17 protein-coding genes are annotated in these 18,736 nt (G+C 71.1%); 5 read left to right on the forward strand and 12 right to left on the reverse strand.

From position 1 onward, the window contains the following. The first annotated feature begins 14 nt into the window (after positions 1–14). Genes E5N76_RS11285 through tsaA form a run of 3 tightly spaced genes read left to right on the forward strand, consistent with a single transcriptional unit; the run spans position 15 to position 2,604 of the window. On the forward strand, positions 15–857 hold the full coding sequence (locus E5N76_RS11285) for an HTD2 family dehydratase (protein WP_149537390.1): 843 nt from the start codon (positions 15–17) through the stop codon (positions 855–857). Further along, positions 854–2,158, forward strand: a complete 1,305-nt coding sequence (locus E5N76_RS11290) for a CaiB/BaiF CoA transferase family protein (RefSeq protein ID WP_235907665.1) — start codon at positions 854–856, stop codon at positions 2,156–2,158. Before E5N76_RS11285 ends, E5N76_RS11290 begins: the two co-directional genes overlap by 4 nt. Next, positions 2,155–2,604: a tRNA (N6-threonylcarbamoyladenosine(37)-N6)-methyltransferase TrmO gene (gene tsaA, locus E5N76_RS11295; RefSeq protein ID WP_149537391.1), complete on the forward strand. Its 450-nt coding sequence runs from the start codon at positions 2,155–2,157 to the stop codon at positions 2,602–2,604. The genes E5N76_RS11290 and tsaA overlap by 4 nt, the downstream gene beginning before the upstream one ends. 136 nt (positions 2,605–2,740) lie before the next feature. Here the strand turns inward: tsaA and E5N76_RS11300 are convergent, their stop codons facing one another. From E5N76_RS11300 to E5N76_RS29480, 3 genes are read right to left on the reverse strand one after another with little or no spacing between them, the layout of a single operon-like run. Then, positions 2,741–3,868, reverse strand: coding sequence for a toxic anion resistance protein (locus tag E5N76_RS11300; protein WP_149537392.1), 1,128 nt, complete (start codon positions 3,866–3,868; stop codon positions 2,741–2,743). Then, a complete protein-coding gene (locus tag E5N76_RS11305; protein WP_149537393.1) occupies positions 3,865–4,611 on the reverse strand; it encodes a hypothetical protein in 747 nt (248 codons plus the stop codon). Before E5N76_RS11305 ends, E5N76_RS11300 begins: the two co-directional genes overlap by 4 nt. After that, positions 4,611–4,763, reverse strand: coding sequence for a hypothetical protein (locus E5N76_RS29480; protein ID WP_187830105.1), 153 nt, complete (start codon positions 4,761–4,763; stop codon positions 4,611–4,613). The genes E5N76_RS11305 and E5N76_RS29480 overlap by 1 nt, the downstream gene beginning before the upstream one ends. An 82-nt stretch (positions 4,764–4,845) precedes the next feature. Between E5N76_RS29480 and E5N76_RS11310 the strand changes: the two genes are divergently transcribed. Further along, positions 4,846–5,775, forward strand: coding sequence for a 3-hydroxyacyl-CoA dehydrogenase (locus E5N76_RS11310; RefSeq protein ID WP_149537394.1), 930 nt, complete (start codon positions 4,846–4,848; stop codon positions 5,773–5,775). A gap of 6 nt (positions 5,776–5,781) precedes the next feature. Beyond that, complete coding sequence (locus tag E5N76_RS11315) at positions 5,782–6,912, forward strand: serine hydrolase domain-containing protein (protein WP_149537395.1); 1,131 nt, start codon at positions 5,782–5,784, stop codon at positions 6,910–6,912. A 101-nt stretch (positions 6,913–7,013) separates the two neighbouring features. Here E5N76_RS11315 and E5N76_RS11320 read toward each other — a convergent pair whose 3' ends face one another. The 9 genes from E5N76_RS11320 to E5N76_RS11360 form a co-directional block, all read right to left on the reverse strand. Next, positions 7,014–7,760, reverse strand: coding sequence for a CHAP domain-containing protein (locus E5N76_RS11320; protein WP_149537396.1), 747 nt, complete (start codon positions 7,758–7,760; stop codon positions 7,014–7,016). A gap of 485 nt (positions 7,761–8,245) precedes the next feature. Further along, positions 8,246–8,596 (reverse strand): RidA family protein, encoded by a 351-nt coding sequence (locus E5N76_RS11325; RefSeq protein WP_149537397.1) that lies wholly within the window; start codon positions 8,594–8,596, stop codon positions 8,246–8,248. Positions 8,597–9,052: 456 nt separating this feature from the next. Next, positions 9,053–10,642 (reverse strand): hypothetical protein, encoded by a 1,590-nt coding sequence (locus tag E5N76_RS11330; RefSeq protein ID WP_149537398.1) that lies wholly within the window; start codon positions 10,640–10,642, stop codon positions 9,053–9,055. Positions 10,643–10,724: 82 nt separating this feature from the next. Continuing rightward, positions 10,725–11,699, reverse strand: a complete 975-nt coding sequence (locus tag E5N76_RS11335; protein WP_149537399.1) for a Gfo/Idh/MocA family protein — start codon at positions 11,697–11,699, stop codon at positions 10,725–10,727. Positions 11,700–11,779: 80 nt separating this feature from the next. After that, positions 11,780–12,877, reverse strand: a complete 1,098-nt coding sequence (locus E5N76_RS11340; protein ID WP_149537400.1) for an acetoin utilization protein AcuC — start codon at positions 12,875–12,877, stop codon at positions 11,780–11,782. A 140-nt stretch (positions 12,878–13,017) separates the two neighbouring features. Beyond that, a complete protein-coding gene (locus E5N76_RS11345; RefSeq protein WP_149537401.1) occupies positions 13,018–13,998 on the reverse strand; it encodes an aldo/keto reductase in 981 nt (326 codons plus the stop codon). 27 nt (positions 13,999–14,025) lie between these two features. After that, complete coding sequence (locus E5N76_RS11350; protein ID WP_207791945.1) at positions 14,026–15,357, reverse strand: HlyD family type I secretion periplasmic adaptor subunit; 1,332 nt, start codon at positions 15,355–15,357, stop codon at positions 14,026–14,028. Positions 15,358–15,514: 157 nt separating this feature from the next. Continuing rightward, entirely contained in the window at positions 15,515–17,650 is a 2,136-nt protein-coding gene (locus E5N76_RS11355; protein WP_149537403.1) for a peptidase domain-containing ABC transporter, read from the reverse strand. A 28-nt stretch (positions 17,651–17,678) separates the two neighbouring features. Beyond that, positions 17,679–18,656: a UDP-glucuronic acid decarboxylase family protein gene (locus tag E5N76_RS11360; RefSeq protein WP_149537404.1), complete on the reverse strand. Its 978-nt coding sequence runs from the start codon at positions 18,654–18,656 to the stop codon at positions 17,679–17,681. Positions 18,657–18,736: the final 80 nt, after the last annotated feature.

Consider the following 18,736-nt stretch of genomic DNA (forward strand, 5'->3'; position numbering starts at 1 on the left):
GGGGTGGGACGCCGATGGACGCATTGCAGGATTGGATCGGCCGCAGCGAGGTGGTGGAGGATGAGGCTAGCCTGACCTTGCTCCGCCGCCTCGCCGCCTTGCTGGATCAGGAGCCGATGGCGCTGAGGCGCGGCGCGCCGATGCCGGAGGGCTGGCATGTGGTGCTGTTCGGCCCGCTGGCGCGGCAGAGCGGCCTCGGCCCCGATGGCCACGCGGCAAAGGGCGAGTTCCTGCCGCCGGTGAAGCTGCCGCGCCGCATGTTCGCCGGCCGTCGCACCTGGTTCAACGCGCCCATCGCGATCGGCGCCGAGGTACGGCGCGTCTCCCGCATCGCCGCCATCACCCCGAAGGAGGGGCGGAGCGGCAGGATGATCTTCGTCACCATCCGCCACGGCATCGAAAGCGAGGGGCGGGAATGCGTGGTGGAGGAGCAGGACCTCGTCTACCGCGAAGCCGCCACCCCCGGCGCCAAGCCCGCCGAGTCGCCGCCGCCGGACCTGCCGGCGGCGGCGGTGCGGGAGAGCTTCACGCCCGACACCACGCTGCTCTTCCGCTACTCCGCCGCGACGAATAACGGCCACCGCATCCATTACGACGCGGATTACGCCCGCCAGGTGGAGGGCTACCCCGCGCTGGTGGTGAATGGCGGCATCACCACGACGAAGCTGACGGAGCTGGCGAAGCGCCTGCTGCCCGGGCCCGTGGCGAAGGTGACGACGCGCGCGGGAAGGCCGCTCTTCGTCGGGCGGGAGGTGACCTTGGCGGCGCATGCGGAAGCGCCGGGCAAGCTGCGGCTCTGGGCGCTGGATGAGGGCGGAAGGCTGGCCTTCGAGACGCTGGCGGAGTGCGCGGCATGAGCGGCGGCATGAACCACCCCCACCCTAACCCTCCCCCGCCAGCGGGGGAGGGGACCGACTCCCTCCCCCGCTCTGCGGGGGAGGGCCGGGGTGGGGGTGCGGCGCCCACCGGCCCGCTCTCCGGCATCAAGGTCCTGGACCTCACCGCCGTCGTCGTCGGCCCCTCCTGCACGCTGACGCTGGCTGAGCAGGGCGCCGAGGTGATCAAGCTGGAAGCGCCGGAAGGCGATCTGCTGCGCAAATTGGGCGGGCCCGCGCCCTCGCCCGACATGTCGCCGAAATTCATCCACTTCAACCGCGGCAAGCAGAGCATCGCCGTGGACCTGAAGACCGAGGCAGGGAAGGCCGTCCTGCTCCGCCTCGCCGAGCAGGCCGACGTGCTGGTGACCAACATGCGCGGCGCCGCGCTGGCCCGCCTCGGCATCACCTGGGAGGCGCTGCGGCCGCGCAACCCGCGCCTGGTCTTCTGCGTCATCGCCGGCTTCGGCAAGCGCGGCCGCTACCATGACAGCCCGGCCTACGACACCATCATCCAGGGCATGTCCGGCTTCGCCGCCGCCCTGGGGCGGGTGCTGGGGGCGCCGCGCTTCGCGCCCTTCGTGCTCTGCGACCACATCACCGGCATCATCGCGTCCCAGGCCATCACCGCCGCCCTCTTCGCCCGCGAGCGCAGCGGGCAGGGACAGGAGATCGAGGTGCCCATGTATGAAAGCATGGCGCATTTCGTTCTCACCGAGCACATGTTCCGCCGCACCTTCGACAAGGACGGCCCGACCGGCGATCCGCGGGTGATGAACCCGGACGCCAGGCCGATCCCGACCCAGGATGGCTATATCGCCGTCTCCGCCAATACCGATGCCCAGGCCTTCGCCTTCTTCGAGGCGATCGGCCGGCCGGAGCTGAAAGAGGATCCGCGCTTCAACAGCGTGGTCGCCCGCTTCCGCAACGTGGACGCCTATTTCACCCTGCGGGCGGAGGCGCTGCGGACGCGGCCCACGGCGGAATGGGCGGCGGAATTCCGCAAGCGGGAAATCCCCGCCATGCCCTTCAACACTATCGAGGGGCTGCTGGAGGACCCGCATCTCTGGGAGGTGGGGCTGCTGCGCGAGGAGCAGCACCCGACAGAGGGCGCGATGACCGGCCTCGGCCGCCCCGTCACCTTCTCCGCCGCCGGGCCGGACGAGCTGAAACTGGCGCCGCGCCTCTCCGAGGATGCGCGCGCGGTGCTGGCGAAGGCAGGCTACAGCGAGGCGGAGATCGACAGCCTGTTCGGCAGCCGCGCGGTTCTGCCGCCGCCATGAAGCTGGCGGCGATCGGCCATCTGGAAACCCCCTGGGCAAAGCCCGGGGACTGCCCACGCAACGGCCGCCAGCCGGACCTCTTACCGGAATGCCGCGCCGTGGTCCTGCCGGAGTATCAGGACGGGCTGCTGGGGCTGGAGGGGTTCAGCCACCTGATCCTGCTCTACTGGATGCACCAGGCGCCGCCGCCGAAGCTGCGGTTCACCCCGCCCTTCGATGGCGAGCAACGCGGCGTCTTCGCCACCCGCGCGCCCTTCCGGCCGAATCCGGTGGCGCTTTCCGTGGTGCGCTTCCTCGGCTTCGCCGCGCCGGGCGTGCTGCTTGTGCAGAACCTGGATTGCATCACCGGCACGCCGCTGCTGGACATCAAGCCCTATCTGCCGAGCACGGATGCGGAGCCGGAGGCGAGCATGGGGTGGCTGGCGCCGCACCGGACGCCGCGCTGATGCCCCGCCAAAGGCCGAAGGGCCTTTGGAAACCATGAGTTTCAGACCCGACGGTCCAACCGCAAAACTCAAGGGTTCAAAGGGCCCTTCGGCCCTTTGCGGGTGGAGTTTGAGGAGGGCAGAGCCCTCCTCAACCCTACCGCCCCGCCCTCGCCGAAGTCAGCGCCCGCCGAATGTCGGCCTCGGCCGTCTCCAGCTCCTTCGTCGCCTGCGCCCGCTTCGCCTGTGCCTCCTGCGCGATCTTCAGGCTGTCCTCGATCGTCGCCACCAGCGCGGCGTTGGCCTGCTTCACCGCCTCGATATCGAAGACGCCGCGCTCCAACTGGGTCCGCGCCTCCATATTCCCCTGCCGCAGCCGCTCGGCATTCGCCGTCAGCAGCTCGTTGGTCAGGTCGGTCGCTTCCTTCAGCGTCCGCCCCGCCTCCCGCATGCGGGAGATCGCCAGGGCCTGGGCAAGCTGCTGCCGCCACAGCGGCACGGTGTTGGCGATGACGCTCTGGATCTTCGCCGCCAGGGCCTTGTCGTTCTCCTGGATCAGCCGGATGGAGGGCAGGGCCTGCATCGCCACCTGCCGCGTCAGGCGCAGATCATGCACCCGCCGCTCCAGCTCGTCCCGCGCCGCGCGCAGATCGCGCAGCCGCTGGGCCGCGACGCTGTCGCCGCCCTCCACCTCCTTGGCCAGCGCCGGGATCGCCTCCGCCTCCACCCGCTTCAGCACCAGATCGCCGGCGGCGATGTGGTCGCCCAGCGCGTGGAACCAGTCGAGCGTGGCGCCGTAGAGCCGCTCCAGCTTCTCCACATCCTCCAGCAGCCTGGTGCGGTGAGTGTCCAGCCTATCGGCCACCCCCTCCACCTGGCCCTTGATGGTCTCGTAGCGCTGCACCACCTTCGCCACCTCGGCGCCGGTGCGGCCGAAGATGCGGGCGAAGAAGCCCGGCTTCTCGGCGAGGCCGGACATGTCGAAGCCGCGCAGCGTGCCGATCAGCGTCGAGAGGGTGACGCCGGCCTCGCCCGCCTCCCGGTTCCGCGCGCCTTCCAGCATGGCGTCGGCGGCGGCCGTCGCGCGGTTCTGCGCCTCCTGGCCGAAGCGCAGGATGTTGCCCGGCTCGCGGATGTCGAGCCTGGCGGCCAGCGCCTCCACCTCCGCCCGCCGCCGCTCCGGGACGGACTCCGCCGCGGCGGCCAGGCTGGCGGCGGTGGCGTCGCGTGCGGCCTCGGCGCTGGCCAGAGTCTCCTGGGTGAGGGTCTCCTGGGTGGTGCTCATCGGAAGCCTTCCTCGCGCAACCGGTCGGACAGGACCTTCACCTGAATTTCCAGGTTCTCGGTCTCATGGCGCCGCAAATTCCCGCGCAATTCCCCCGCGGCCCGGGTCAGCTCGGCCAGCAGCGGCGCCAGGGAGGCAGGGGCGTCGGCGCCGGCGGCCAGCCTGGTGGCAATGCGCTCCAACCCGTCCAGATGCACGGCGAGAAAGCGGCGGGCCTGGGGCAGGCGATCCGGGTGCGCGTCCAGATCCTCCAGCACCTCGGCCATGGCGGCGGCGGTCTCGCGCAGCCCGGCATGGTTCAGCCGCGCCGCCTCGGCCTGGATGCGGCCCAGCCGGGCCTGGCTTTCCGCCAGCGGGCCGGGCGGTTCCGGGGGCGGGGGCGGTTCCGGCGCCGGCGTTTCCGGCAGGGCCCGATAGGCCAGCCGCGTGCCGTAAAGCGCGCCGAAGGCGAGAATGAAGGGGTAGATGGTCCCCAGCCCCGCCGCGTAATGCGCCGCCAGGCCGGTCGCCACTGCCACCAGGATGGAGGCGCGGCGGATGTCGCCCTCCCGCCCCCGCCGCAGCACCCGCGCCGCCAGCAGCGTCAGGCCGAAGCCCAGGGCGCTGCCGAGGACGATCTTCTCCTCCCCGCCCAGGGCGCCGAGCAGCCCGGCCAGCAGCAGCGGCGAGGCGTAGAGCGGCAGCCCATAGCCGCGCCAGCGGCCACGCAGCCCGATCCAGGCGCCGAGCACGCGCTGCGGCATCAGTCGAACAGGCCGATGACGGCCCGCACCATGGCGATGATGCCGGTGAGCCAGAGCGTCGCGAACAGCAGCGCGCTGCCCCAGGCCCAGACCAGCGGGGTATGCAGCGGGGGAGGGGGGGCCGTCTCGGGCAGGTTGCGGGTCTCGCTCACGCGCCGTTAGATCGCGACGCGCCGCGGCCGGATCAAGCGCGGGGCGCGCAAGGAATCGTGAAAGAGCGGAAAGGGGGCGGGGATGGAGCGCATCGCGGTGGTGGGGGCCGGGCTGATCGGCCGGGCCTGGTCCATGGTCTTCGCCCGGGCGGGGCTGGAGGTCCGGCTGTGGGACAAGGTGGATGGGGTGGCGGGGAGGGCCATGGGCCTCATCGCCAACAGCCTCGCCGATCTGCGCGCCGCCGGGCTGGTGCAGGAAACGCCGGAGGCGATCGCCGCCCGCATCACCCCCGTCGCCACCCTGGCGGAGTGCGTCGCCGGCGCGGTGCATGTGCAGGAGAACGGGCCGGAGCGGCTGCCGCCCAAGCAGGAGTTGTTCGCCGAGCTGGACCGGCTCTGCCCGCAGGAGGTGGTGCTGGCCAGCTCCACCTCCGGCATCCCGGCCAGCGAGTTCACCGGCAACCTGGCGGGCCGCGGCCGCTGCCTGGTCGCCCACCCGGTGAACCCGCCCTATCTGGTGCCGCTGGTGGAGCTGGTGGGGGCACCCTGGACCGACCCTGCGGTGGTCGCCCGCACCCGCGCCCTGATGCAGCGCGTGGGCCAGGTGCCGGTGGTGGCCTTCAAGGAGACCCGCGGCTTCGTCCTCAACCGGCTGCAGGCGGCGCTGGTGGCGGAGGCCTTCCGCATGGTCCGCGACGGGGTGATGTCGCCCGAGGACGTGGATGCCTGCGTGAAGGACGGGCTGGGCCTGCGCTGGGCCTTCATGGGGCCCTTCGAGACCATCGACCTGAACGCCCCGGGCGGCGTCGCCGATTACGCCGACCGTTTCGGCCCGCTGATGGGCGGGATCACCGAGGAACAGACCCCCTATGATTACGACGCCCCGACGGTGGGGAAGGTGACGGCCGAGCGCCGCGCCGCCCTGCCGCTGGAGCAGATCGAGGCACGCAGCGCCTGGCGCGACCGGCGGCTGATGGCGCTGATCGCCCATAAGCGCGGCCAGGAAGGGTAGGGGACGATGCAAGGGATGGATTCGCTGCTGCAGGCAGCGGTGGAGCGGGGCGACGTGGTCGGCATCGCCGCCGCGGCGGGGAATGCGGCCGGCACCCTCTATGAGGGCGCGGCGGGCTCGCGCGGCAATGGCTTGCCGATGACGCCGGATACGGTGGGCTGGATCGCCTCCATGACCAAGGCGATCACCACCACGGCGGTGCTGCAGCTTGTGGAGGCGGGGCGGCTTTCCCTGGATGCGCCGATCGCCGAGGTGCTGCCGGCGCTGGCCAACCCCATGGTGCTGGAGGGCGGGACGCTGCGGCCGGCGAAGGGCGTTATCACTCTGCGCCAGCTCCTCACCCATACCAGCGGCTTCGCCTATAATATGTGGCATGCCGACCTGGCCGCCCATATGGCGAAGGAAGGCATCCCCTCCACCGGCACCTGCCAGAAGCGGGCGCTGGCAGTGCCGCTGGTGGCAGACCCCGGCACCGCCTGGAGTTACAGCATCGGCATCGACTGGGCCGGGCAGGCGGCGGAGGCGGTCACCGGCAAGACCCTCGATGTGCTGATCCGGGAGGGCGTCACCGGCCCGCTCGGCATGACGGATACGGTGTTCCGCCTTGGCCCCGAGCAGCGGGCGAAGCTGACCGCCATGCATGCCCGCGGCGCGGATGGCGGCCTGACGCCGATCCCCTTCGAAATCCCGCAGGAGCCGGAATTCCATATGGGCGGCGGCGGGCTCTACGGTACGGCGCGGGATTATCTGCGCTTCTGCCGCATGTGGCTGAACGGCGGCACGCTGGACGGGGCGCGGGTGCTGCGGCCGGAGACGGTGGCGGAGGCGATGCGCGACCACATCGGGAAGCTGGCGGTGCAGCAGATGGTCTCGGCAGTGCCGGATGCCACCTATGATGTGCCGCTCTTCCCCGGCATGCGCTGCGGCTGGGGCCTCTCCTTCCTGGTGAATGACGAGGCCGGGCCGGATGGCCGCAGCGCCGGCAGCGTCTTCTGGGCCGGGCTGTCCAATTGCTATTACTGGATCGACGTGAAGCGCGACCGCGCCGGCGTGATCGTGACCCAGAGCCTGCCTTTTGCCGATCCGCGGGTGCTGGCGGTGCTGGGGGAATTCGAGCGGGCGGTCTATGCCGCCTGATCCGTGGTCCCGCCGTCAGCCGGCAGCTTCAGCCCGAGGGGCCTGAAACAGACGCAGGGGGCCGGTGGACGGGCTACGCCGACGGCCGTCCCGGTCCTTGCTCAGCGTCGGCGGGCGCCCGGGCCGCTCGGCGCGTCGCTGCGCAGCACCACCGGCAGGGGTGCCGGGGCTTCCGCCACCTGCTCGAAGCGGATGTTCCGGTGCATCGGCAGCCCGGCGAAGGCGGTGCCGCCATCGGCGTCCGGTCGGTTGTGGATGAAGCCGAAGACCGGGTAGGTGCGGCCGAAGGTGTTGGAATCATGCCCCACCTGGACCTTCACCGCGGTCCAGTCATTGCGCGGCGAGACATCGACCACGGCGACATTCTGCATGACGGTGCCGCGGCGGATGCCAGGCCCGGCCCAATTCGCATGGTCGATCAGCACTTCCCGTGGGCCGACCACGTGGCGCACCACCGCGACATGGCCGCGGGACATGCCGCCGGAGCTGCGGAAGGCCATCACCGAGCCTGGCTCCGGCCGCTGGTCGCGGGCGTAGAGGCCGGCGGCGTTGTACCACCACTGGCCGCCATTGCCGGTAATTGCCATGCCGGTGACCGAGCGGGCATAGGGCACGCAGGAAATGCCGCCCCCGCTGCCCGAGGAGCGCCGCTGGGCGGGGCTGGCATGGGCTACCCGGGTGAGGGTGGCGCGATGCGCCGCCGGATGGGTGGCGGTGCGGAGGGCCACCGGGGTGGCCGTTCGGGCGCCGGGGGAAGAACTCCGCTGGGAGGCCGCTTCGGCGCCGGGCGTGGTGGCCGCCGCGCCGAGCAGGACGCAGAACACCAGGGTGGAGCTCTTCACACGCATGCCGGTCCCATCCGTTGTTGCCGCCCCTCGCGACGCCGTGACGCGCCGCCTGAAATCCGGCGTAACAAGGCGTGGCTGAGGCGGGCAACCCGCTACGGCCGCAACAAAGCTCCGCAAAGCGTGATTTGTTGGATTGGCCCTGGGCGCTGTGGCTTGAAACAGACTGTAATCCTAGGGTCCGTCCCAAAAATCATGCGGGCCACAGTGTGGCGGCGGAACGGCCACAGCTACGAATCGGGGCTACCCCTTGAAACGCAACGGAATTTTAACCGATTCCGGTAAATCGTTCCTTACCGCAACGCCCAGCAGGCGACACCCGGCAGGCGATACCCAGCAGGCGTTGGTGCGGCGCAGGGGAGGCGACAGGCGGTCAGCTTGCGTGGCAGCGCCGGGCAGCCGGCCAGAAGCGGAGAGGGGGGCCAGCCGGGCCGGCCCCGCCCAGGCAGGGTCGCCGGGGCCGCCTGCCGGCCGCCCCGGGGCGCCGCTCAGCGGCAGGCGTTGACCATGATCTCCACCAGGTGGCGGGGGTCGGCCATATTGGCCTGCACGCAGGCGCGGGCCGGCCGGCCGGCATCGCCCAGCCATTCCACCCACACCTTGTTCATCGCCTCGCGGTCGCGGATGTCCTTCAGCCAGATCTGGGCGTTCAGCAGATGGGTCTTGTCCGTCCCATTGGCTTCCAGCGCGGCGTCGATCTTCGCGACCACTTCCTGGGTCTGGCCGGTGATGTCCTTGGACAGGTCATCGGCGGTGATGCCGGCCAGGAAGACGAAATTATGATACTCGACCGAGGTCGAGAGAATGGCGTTGCTGCCCTGGCGAGTGATCTTGGCCATGCGCGGAACTCCTCCGTTGCGGACGAGGTGCTTCTAACCCGCCCCTGCCCGGGCTGGGAACAGGCTTCGCCCGGCCGGCCCCGTCGCGGCCCGCCCGATACCGGCTTGCCGCGCACCTGACCGTCAAGGCGCCGCGCCTCGCCTCGTCCGGGCCTGCTGCGCTTCGCCCTGCCCCGATGTGCCGCCCGGCCCGTCCGGACCTGCTGCGCTTTGCCCTGTCCCGATGTGCCGGTGGGCCGTCCGGACCTGCCGCGCTTCGCTCCATCCCGGCCAGCCACGCCGCTCCGTCCGGACCTGCTGCGCTTCGCCCTGTCCCGATGTGCCCCTGGCCCGTCCGGGCCTGCCGCGCTTCGCTCCATCCCGGCCAGCCACGCCGCTCCGTCCGGACCTGCTGCGCTCCGCCCTGTTCCGATGTGCCGCCCGGCCCGTTCCGGCCAGCCGCGCCCACCCCCGGGCTCAGCGCATGCCGCCCAGGCGCAGCAGGCCGCCAAAGGCTCGCCGTCCCTCCCGCTCCGCCGGCAGGCCGGCGGCCGCGGCCACCAGCCCGCCGGGCAGCTCCGGCGGAAGGGGCCAGAAGCTCTGCAGCATGGAGAGCGCCGGCCAGGGCGGGTCGGTCAGCAGCGCGTCGCCGGCGATCGAAACCCGCGGCGACCGGCCGACCAGCGCCGGCTCCACCTGCCGGATCGCCTCCACCACCGCCCGGGCGACATAGCGGTACCCCAGCGTCGTCGGGTGGAAATTGTCCAGCGAGCAGATGCCGCCGCGCAGCTTGTGGAAGATGTGCGGCAGGCCGAGATCGGCGATGCTGCGGTTGTCATAGGCGATGCCGGTCACCTGGTCCGGCACGAAGGCCTCGCCCATGCCGTTCTTCACGTCATGCGCGCCGATCAGCGCCGCCAGGTCGATGAAGACCACCCGCTTGCCCGCCGCGTCGAAGGCCCTTTGGGTCTCGCCGCGCAGCGCCTCCCGCGCCGCCATCGCCGCGGCGTCGAACTCCTGCACCTCCGTTGCCGTGTAGATGGCCGGGTCGCCGAGGCCGAGCGACAGGGCCGAGACGTAGTGCGGGTGGTAGCGCCTGCCATCCGGGCCTGGCGGCGGCACCGGCGGGTCGCTGCCATCCTCCCGCCGCAGCGGCATCAGCGCCGGCACCTGGCTGGGCAAAGGCGGCAGCAGCACCACGGCGAGGCCGAGCTCCGGCGTCGCCGCCAGCTCCTCGGCGCAGCGCGGCCAGAGCCGGGCGAAGCGGCGAAGCCTTGCCGCGCCGCGCGGTCCCGCCCCGCCCATGCAGATGTCCGGCAGGCCGTGATTGGGCCCGACATCCACCAGCAGCACATGCGGCCGCCTTGCATGGACGATGTCGATCACCCGGAACCCATCCAGCCCCGGCGCCGAATCCGGGTTCAGCAGGTGCAGCGCGTTCAGGGTGATGTGGCAATCCGCCACGCCCCAGCTCCGGTCGGTCAGCGCCTCGGCCGGGCTCGGGCCCGGCTGGTCGGCATAGGCGCGGTCATCGCCATAGGGGTCGTCATCGGCCAGGGTGCCGCCCCAGGCGAAGGGGTCGTCCCCGGCCGCGATCTGCGCCCGCACGCCGTCCCAGCGCGCACCGAGCTGGCCGTAGGTGGTGCCGAACACATCCGGCAGCCGCGCTCCGGCGATGGCGAGGTTGTCGAAGCAGCGCGGCTCCGCCGGCCCGGCCCTCGCCTGCCGGTCCGCCAGCCAGGCCCGGGCATTCGCCACCACCTCGGCCCTGATGGTCGGCAGCGCCGCCCCGAGCTCGATCAGCCCGAGGCTGGAGACCGCGCTGTGGACATGGGTGCGCAGCACCGCCTCGGCGTCGATCAGCAGGGCGCGCGGATAGGCGGCCGGGACGAAGGGCGCGAAGCCCGGCGGCGGCACCAGGCAGCGGCCGACCTCCGCCGGGATGGAGAGCCCCGCCAGGGTGCCGTCGATGGTCAGGGACCGCATGCCGTTCAGGAAGCTGTCGCCGATCGCCATCAGCACCGGCCGCTGACCACGGACCAGCCATGGGGGTGGCGACGGCGGCATGGCATTGGCTCCCTGAATTGGCGGGATGTTACTCTGTCGTGCCGCGTTTGTCTGTGATATTCATCACCAATACCATCGCATTTTATGCCACAGCATAGATACTGCCGGAGGCAGCCGAGCCTTTCATGGCATCGAACACTGCGATGCCATGCACCGCCTGATCGAGCGGCAGGGGGTAGGCGGGGCCGCCCACCGCGGCGGCGGCGAAGGCGGCGAGCTCCGCCGCCTCGATGTCGGTCTTCGGGAAATCCCTGGTCCAGCCCTGGCCCTTCAGCGGGGTGAAGACCAGCCTTTCCTGCCCCTGCATCTCCAGGATGCCCGCCGTGCCGAACAGCGCCACGCGCCAGTAGCGTGGGGAGAGGGAGAGGGTGGCGAAGGCGCAGGTGGCGCCGGAGGCGAAGCGCCCCAGCATCGCCGTGGTGTCGTCCACATGGGTGGAGACGCGGGCGAAGCTCTGCACGGAGACCGAGGCGAAGGGGCCCATCAGGTGGATCAGCATGTCGATCATATGGATGCCCATGGCGCCCATGCCGCCGAGCGGGCTTTCCTCCCGGTCCGCGCGCCACATGCCCTCCTGCCATTCGAAGGCGCCGGGGCCGCTGATATGGCCCTCGGCATGCATCACCGTGCCGAGGGCGCCTTCCGCCAGCAGGCGCTGCATCTCCGCGGTGGCGGGGAGAAAGCGGCGGTTATGGCCGAGGGCGAGGACCACGCCGGCCTCGGCGCAGGCGGCGACGGCGGCTTCGGCGCTGGCTTTGGAAAGGGTGAAGGGCTTCTCGACGAAGACATGCTTGCCGGCGGCGGCCGCGGCGGCGATCTGGCCGGCATGCTGGGAATGGGGCGTCGCCAGCACCACGGCCTGCACCGCCGGGTCGGCCAGCACGGCGGCATAGCCGGGCAGCAGGCGGATGCCCTGCCGGGCGGCCCAGGCCGCGGCCTTCTCCGGGGTGCGGGTGGCGCCGGCGACGAAGCGGAGCCCCGCATCGTTCCTGCCCTGCACGCTCTCCACCAGCACGCGACCCCAACGGCCCATGCCCACGATCGCGGCCTGCAGCATCGGATGTTCCTTTCTCGGAAGGGGCAGAGTGCGCCTGGGGCATGTGCCCGGCAAGGTGTTGGGAAGGGCAAAGCCCTCCCTCAATCCACCACCGCCGCCGCCACCCTCTGCACCGCCGCCCGCACCACTCCCGGCCGCGGCGCATCCCGCAGGGTCGTGAACCAATGCTCCGGCGGGTTGCGCCCCGCGGCGCGGTGGAAGCTCAGCCCGCGCAGCACTTCTTCCGCCGCTTGCGGCAGGCGGTCCGGCACCTCGTAGCCATTCAGCGTGCCCCAGGCCCCCGCCCAGCACCGCGCGACCGACCACGGGTTGTACCCGCCGCCGCCCAGCAGGATGAAGCGCGGCGCCATCTCCTTCAGCGCCGCCACCACCTGCCAATGCGCGTTGTTGGACAGCGAGAGGCGGGAAAGCGGATCCTCCTCCAGCGCATCCGCACCGCATTGCAGCATGATGGCCTGGGGCCGCAGCCGCTCCGCCAGAGGCAGGATCGCCCGGTGCAGCAGCCACAGCATCTCGCTGTCATTGCAGCCGGGCGGCACGGGCAGGTTGCGGGCATGGCCGCCGGCGCGGTCCTCCACCCGCCCGGTATTCGGCCAGCGCCCCGCCTCATGCACCGAGAGGGTGAAGACCCGCGGATCCTCGGCGAAGGCGAGTTCCACGCCATCGCCGTGATGCGCGTCGATATCGACGTAGAGGATGTTGGTGAGCCCCGCCGCCAGCCATTCCAGCAGGCCGAGCACCGCATCGTTCACGAAGCAGAAGCCGCTGGCGCGGTCGCGCAGGCCGTGATGCAGCCCGCCGCCCGGGGCATGCGCCTGGCCGACTTGCGCCGTCAGCCGCGCCGCCAGCATGGTGCCGCCGGCGGAGGTGGCGGGGCGGGAGAAGACCTCCCGATAGATCGGGTTGCCGTGGGCGCCGAGATGGTGGCGGGCGCGCTCCTCGGGGGTCACTGCCTGCGTCGCCTCGGCGCGCTGCAGCGCGGCGACATACTCCGGCGTGTGGAAGCGGGTGAGCTGCTCCGGCGTCGCGCGCGGCGCCTCGATCCAGCCGCCTTCCGGCAGCCAGCCGAGCGCCGCAATCAGGTCCAGCGTGGTGGAGACGCGCGGAATGGACAGCGGATGCTTCGGCCCGTAGGAGGAATGGCGGTAGATCTCCGAGCCGATGAGAAGCGGAGGCATGGGGCAAACTTCCTTGCCCCGGTCCTGCCCCGCAAGAGCTGGGGCTGGCGGCGGCCGAAGGCGGGGGATAGCTGGCCGGGTCAGGCGTGCCGCGGGAGAGGCACGGCTTGCGACGCAACGCCTCCCTTCCGCGTGCCGGATCAGAGATAGACCGCGTCCATCGCCCCCTTCGGATAGCGCATGCCCGCGGCGGCGCCCACCGGCACGGCGGCGGCGAGGGCGGCCACCTCATCCGGCGTCAGCGCCACCTTCAGGGCGCCGAGATTTTCCTCCAGCCGCGGCAGATAGCGGGTGCCGGGGATGGCGACGACGTCCTCGCCCTGGGCCAGCACCCAGGCGAGGGCAAGCTGCGAGGGGGTGCAGCCCTTGGCTGCGGCCATCGCCTCCACCTTCTCCACCAGGGCACGGTTGGCGGCGAAATTGGCTTCCTGGAAGCGGGGATGCGCGGCGCGGCGGCCATCCACATCGGCGAAAGCGCGGATGGCGCCGGTGAGGAAGCCGCGGCCGAGCGGGGCATAGGCGACGAAGCCGATGCCGAGGGCGCGGGTGGTCGCCCGCGTCTCCTCCGCCTCCGCCCGGTAGAGCAGGGAATATTCCGTCTGCACCGCCGCGATGGGGTGCACCGCATGGGCGCGGCGGATGGTCTCCGGCCTTGCCTCGGACAGGCCGAGGAAGCGCACCTTGCCGGCTTGCACGAGGTCGGCCATGGCGCCGACCGTCTCCTCGATCGGCACCGCGGGATCGACGCGGTGCTGGTAGTAGAGGTCGATCGCCTCGACGCCGAGGCGCTGGAGGGAGGCCTCGCAGGCGGATTTGACGTAGTCCGGGCGGCCATTCACCCCGTTGGGGCCGCCGGGATTCTGCGTCTGGCCGAATTTGGTGGCGAGCACCACCTGGTCGCGCAGCCCCTTCAGGGCGCGGCCCAGCACGCCCTCATTATGGCCCCAGCCATACATGTCGGAGCTGTCGAAATGCGTCACGCCGCGGGCGACGGCATCGCGGATCAGCGTCTCGGAGGCAGCGTCCTCGGCGGCGCCATAGGCGCCGGAGAGGGACATGCAGCCAAGCCCCACGGTGGAAACGGCAAGCCCGCCGAGCGAGCGGTGCGGAAGCTGCGGCATGGCGGCCATCCTTGCTGGATGGCTGGATTATGGTTCGCGGAGGCTTTCCTGCAAGCCGCGCAGCAGCGGGTCCGCCAGATAGGCAATGACGCGGCGGCTGCCGACCTTGATCTCCGCCGTGAGGGTCATGCCGGGCAGCAGGCGGGCGCCGGGGGGAAGGTTGGCCAGGGCGGTTGCCGTCAGGGCGATGCGGGCGGCGTGGAAGGCGCCGCCGGCGCCGGGGTCCGGGCGGGGCTCGACGGCGGCCTGGCGGGCGAAGCTGTCCTGCGCCACGCTCTGCAACGCGCCGTGCAGGGCGCCGTGGCGGTTGAAGGGGAAGGCATCCACCTTCAGCACCACCTCCGCCCCCTGACGGAGATAGCCGATATCGGCGGAGCGCACCGCGGCTTCTGCGAGCAGCGGGATATGGGCGGGGACGAGGACAACCAAAGGCTCCGCCTCCCGCAGCACGGAGCCGGCGGAGCGGCGGGCGACTTCCAGCACGATGCCGTCCTGCGGCGCGGTCACCAGGGTGAGTTCGGCGAGGCGGTTCGCCTTGGCCAGGGTTTCCTCGGTGCGGGAGAGGTCGCCGCGGAGGCGGACCAGCTCCTCCAATAGCTGGCGCTGCCAGTCGTCCAGCCAGGTCTGGCGCTCCGCCTGCCTGGCCTGCAGGGCGTGGCGCAATTCCGTCATGCGGTTGCGCGCCTGGGCGAGGTCCTGATCCGCCCTGATGCGCTGGGAGCGGGCGCCGAGGAGGTTGAGGCGGGAGCCGACCTGGCCCTCCACCAGCCGGGCGCGCATCGTTTCCACATCGCGGGCGATGGCGGATTGCTCGGCGAGAAGGCCGGCGGAGTCCTCCAGGCTGCGGAGGCTGGCGGCGATGCTGCCGATTTCCTCGGCGAAGGCGCGAAGGCGGGCCTGGCGCACCGCCTGGCGCTGGGCGTGCAGGACGGATTGCAGGAGCTGGTCCTGGTCGCCGGGCTCGGGCGGGGGGAGGGGCTGGTCGCTCATCTCCGCCTCCAGCCGCCGGCGCATGGCGAGCAGCGCCTGGCGCTGGGTGGTGAGGGCAGCGATGTCCGCCGCGGTGAAGGTGGAGTCGAGCACGGCCAGCACCTGGCCGCGGCGGACCTCGTCGCCCGGCTTCACGCGGAGTTCGGTGAGCACGGCGCGTTCGATGGGTTGCAGCACGATGGGCGGCGCGTCCGGCGTCAGCCGCCCGGCGGCGGTGACGACGACGTCCACCTGGGCGAGGCAGGCGAGCGCCAGCAGCGCCAGGAAGAGCAGCACGACCAGGTAATGCGCCCCGCCAAGGAAGGGCGGCGGCGGTTCCGCCAGCAGCGCGTCCAGATCGTCCTGGAAGGCGATGGCTTCCCGCGTCACCGGCATCGGCTTCGTCGTTCGCCTTCGCCGCGTGAGCGCCCGAAAGGGCAATGCCGGCAGTGTGGCGTCGGATGGCATTACCGCAGACTCAAGGGTTCCAAGGGCCTTTCGGCCCTTGGTGGGGGGAGCCCGAGGGGGGCGAAGTCCCCCCTCGGAGTCAGCGGAGATGCTGGGTCTGCTGCTGCCATAGGTGCCGATAGATGTCGCAGCGTTCCAGCAGGGTTGCGTGCGGTGCCATGTCCACCACCTTGCCCTGATCGAGCACCAGGATCGCGTCCGCCCCCGCCAGGGAGGCCAGCCGGTGCGACACGATGATCATGGTCCGCCCGGCGGCGATGCGCGCCAGGTTGCGCTGCACGATGGCTTCGGATTCCGGGTCCAGTGCGCTCGTCGCCTCGTCGAAGATCAGCAGGCTGGGCCGCGGCAGCAGCGCCCTGGCGATGGCGACGCGCTGCCGCTGCCCGCCGCTGAAATTGGCTGCGTTCTCCTCCACCAGCGTGTCGTAGGAATGCGGCAGGCGTTCGATGAACTCGTCGGCGCCGGCAAGCTTCGCCGCTTCCAGCACCTCATGCAGCGGGGCGTCCGGCCGCGCCGCGGCGATGTTCTCCCGGATGGTGCCGCGGAAGAGCAGGTTTTCCTGCAGCACCACGCCGATGCCGCGGCGAAGATGGGTGAGCTCCACATGGCGCAAATCCATCTCCCCCACCCGGATCAGCCCGGATTGCGGCGTGTGGATGGCCTGGATGAGGCGCGTCAGCGTGGTCTTGCCGGAACCGCTGCGCCCCACCACGCCGATGACCTGCCCCGGCGCGACGCGGAAGGAGACGCGGTCCAGCGCCGGCATGGCGGCGCCGGGGTAGCGGAAGGTCACCGCGTCGAAGCTGATGGCGCCGGTGATCTCAGGCCGCGCCAGGCGGTCCTGGCTGCGGCGTTCCGGCTGGGCGTTCATCACATGGCCCAGCATGCGGACGGAGAGCGCCGCCTCCTGATACTCGTTGATCAGCGCCACGATCTGCACCAGCGGGCCGGTGACGCGGCCGGAGAGCATGGTGAAGGCGACCAGGGCGCCGATGCTGAGGCTACCCTCGAACACCGTGACGGCGCCGACGGACAGCACGGCGATCTGCATCAGCTTTTCCAGCAGGCCGGTGGCGACGGTGCCGGCGATGCCGATGCGCCCAACCTCCGCCTGCTGGCGCACGGCGTTCACCAGCTTCTGCTCCCACGCCGCCTGGCGGACAGGTTCCAGCACCAGCGACTTCACCGCGCGCATATTGTGCAGCGTTTCCACCAGATAGGCCTGGCGGCTGCCCTCCGACTGGTAGAGCCGGTCCAGCCGCCGGCGGAAGCTCGGCACCATGGCGGCGATGACGCCGGCGATGGCCAGGGAAAAGCCCAGCACGATGGCGGTCAGCAGGCCGGAATACAGCACCAGCGCGACCAGCAGCACCGGCAGCGCCACCGCATCCAGCATGGTCTGGAACAGGCGGCCGGTGAGGAAGTGGCGCAGCTTGTCCGTCTGCTGCATGTGCCGCACCAGCACCCCGGCGGTGTTGCTTTCGAAGAAATGCAGCGGCAGGCCAAGCAGATGCTGGAAGGTGCGGGCGCCGAGGCGGGCGTCGATCTTGTTCGTCGCCAGCAGCATCAGCCGCTGGCGGAGATAGCCGAAGCAGGCATCGAACCCCGCCAGCAGGACGAAGGCGACGGCCACCACGTAAAGCGTCTGCCAGGATTGATGGGTGACGACCTTGTCGATCATCACCTGGAACAGCAGCGGCGTGGCGAAGGCAATGAGGGTGGAGAGCAGCGCGGCGATGGCGACGCCCCGGAAGAAGCGGCGCTGGCGGATGATCTCCGGCAGGAACCAGCGCAGGCCGAAGGGTTGCCCCTCATCCGCCAGCGCATAGACGCGCTTGCAGAGGATGAGGGTGCCGGTCCAGTCGGCGGTGAAGCGCTCCTCCGGCCAGAGCTGCATGCCCTGGCGTTCCTCGGCGGGGTCCACGATGGCGGCGCTGCTGCGGCCGTCGCCACCGGGGATGACATGGACGAGAATGACCCAGGAGCCGTCCCTGCGGATGGCCATGGCCGGGTAGGCGGTGCCGAGCGCGCCGGCCCTGGCCCAGTCGCATTGCCGCATGACGCGGCCCTGCAGGCCGAGCTTCTTCATGGCGCGCAGCACGGCGGGGACCATGTCCGGCCCGTCGATCGCCGGCAGTTCCTCCGGCGCCAGATGCAGCCCGTGATGCATCGCGACGAGGAACATGCAGCGCAGCGCGGTGAGTTCGGGCGCCAATCCTTGGCTCCGGTTGGGGTGAAGCGGGTCAGCCCGGGTTGGCGGCGGCGGCCGGGGTCACGCCCAGCACCTCGGTGAAATAGGCGATGGTGCGGGCCAGGCCCTCGGCCAGCGGGACCTGCGGTTCCCAGCCCAGAAGCCGGCGGGCCCTGGTGATGTCCGGGCGGCGCTGCATCGGGTCATCCGCCGGCAGGGGGCGCAGCTCGAAGGGGGAGGAACTGCCGGTGAGGCGCCGCACCTGTTCCGCCAGCTCGCGGATGGAGAATTCGCCGGGATTGCCGATATTGACCGGGCCGATGACGTCGTCCGGCGCATCCATCAGCCGGATCAGCCCCTCGATCAGGTCGTCGACATAGCAGAAGGAGCGGGTCTGGCTGCCATCGCCATAGAGGGTGATGGCCTCCCCGCGCAGCGCCTGGACGATGAAATTGGACACCACGCGCCCGTCATTCGGGTGCATGCGCGGGCCATAGGTGTTGAAGATGCGGGCGACGCGGATGTTGACGCCGTTCTGCCGGTGATAGTCGAAGAACAGCGTCTCGGCGCAGCGCTTGCCTTCGTCGTAGCAGGAGCGGATGCCGATGGGGTTGACGTTGCCGCGGTATTCCTCCGGCTGCGGATGCACGGCAGGATCGCCATAGACCTCGCTCGTGCTCGCCTGCAGGATCTTCGCCCCGGTGCGCTTGGCCAGCCCCAGCATGTTGATGGCGCCATGGACGGAGGTCTTCACCGTCTGCACCGGGTTGTGCTGGTAGTGGATGGGTGAGGCGGGGCAGGCGAGGTTCCAGATCTCGTCCACTTCCACGTAGAGCGGGAAGGTGACGTCGTGCCGCATCACCTCGAAATTCGGGTGGCCGAGCAGGTGGCGGATATTGTCGCGGGAGCCGGTGAAGAAGTTGTCCACGCAGAGCACATCGGCCCCGGCCGCCAGCAGCCTTTCGCAGAGATGCGAGCCGAGGAAGCCGGCCCCGCCGGTGACCAGGCTCCGCTTACGCGCGCGTTTCATCCGCCGGCACCTCCTGTGGCGTGGTGAAGCCTGCAGGCTATAGCGCGCCGATGGTTTGCCAATGGTTACGGCCGGGCGGC

The organism is Siccirubricoccus phaeus (assembly GCF_008360935.1).
GTDB classification, from domain to species: domain Bacteria; phylum Pseudomonadota; class Alphaproteobacteria; order Acetobacterales; family Acetobacteraceae; genus Siccirubricoccus; species Siccirubricoccus phaeus.

Bases quoted from the DNA above. Each gene is read 5' to 3' on its own strand.
- tsaA (WP_149537391.1), top strand. From the start codon at position 2,155: ATGAAGCTGGCGGCGATCGGCCATCTGGAAACCCCCTGGGCAAAGCCC.
- E5N76_RS11335 (WP_149537399.1), bottom strand. From the start codon at position 11,699: ATGCTGCAGGCCGCGATCGTGGGCATGGGCCGTTGGGGTCGCGTGCTG.
- E5N76_RS11310 (WP_149537394.1), top strand. From the start codon at position 4,846: ATGGAGCGCATCGCGGTGGTGGGGGCCGGGCTGATCGGCCGGGCCTGG.
- E5N76_RS11305 (WP_149537393.1), bottom strand. From the start codon at position 4,611: ATGCCGCAGCGCGTGCTCGGCGCCTGGATCGGGCTGCGTGGCCGCTGG.
- E5N76_RS11325 (WP_149537397.1), bottom strand. From the start codon at position 8,596: ATGGCCAAGATCACTCGCCAGGGCAGCAACGCCATTCTCTCGACCTCG.
- E5N76_RS11330 (WP_149537398.1), bottom strand. From the start codon at position 10,642: ATGCCGCCGTCGCCACCCCCATGGCTGGTCCGTGGTCAGCGGCCGGTG.
- E5N76_RS11360 (WP_149537404.1), bottom strand. From the start codon at position 18,656: ATGAAACGCGCGCGTAAGCGGAGCCTGGTCACCGGCGGGGCCGGCTTC.
- E5N76_RS11320 (WP_149537396.1), bottom strand. From the start codon at position 7,760: ATGCGTGTGAAGAGCTCCACCCTGGTGTTCTGCGTCCTGCTCGGCGCG.
- E5N76_RS11300 (WP_149537392.1), bottom strand. From the start codon at position 3,868: ATGAGCACCACCCAGGAGACCCTCACCCAGGAGACTCTGGCCAGCGCC.
- E5N76_RS11290 (WP_235907665.1), top strand. From the start codon at position 854: ATGAGCGGCGGCATGAACCACCCCCACCCTAACCCTCCCCCGCCAGCG.
- E5N76_RS11340 (WP_149537400.1), bottom strand. From the start codon at position 12,877: ATGCCTCCGCTTCTCATCGGCTCGGAGATCTACCGCCATTCCTCCTAC.
- E5N76_RS11345 (WP_149537401.1), bottom strand. From the start codon at position 13,998: ATGCCGCAGCTTCCGCACCGCTCGCTCGGCGGGCTTGCCGTTTCCACC.
- E5N76_RS11315 (WP_149537395.1), top strand. From the start codon at position 5,782: ATGCAAGGGATGGATTCGCTGCTGCAGGCAGCGGTGGAGCGGGGCGAC.
- E5N76_RS11285 (WP_149537390.1), top strand. From the start codon at position 15: ATGGACGCATTGCAGGATTGGATCGGCCGCAGCGAGGTGGTGGAGGAT.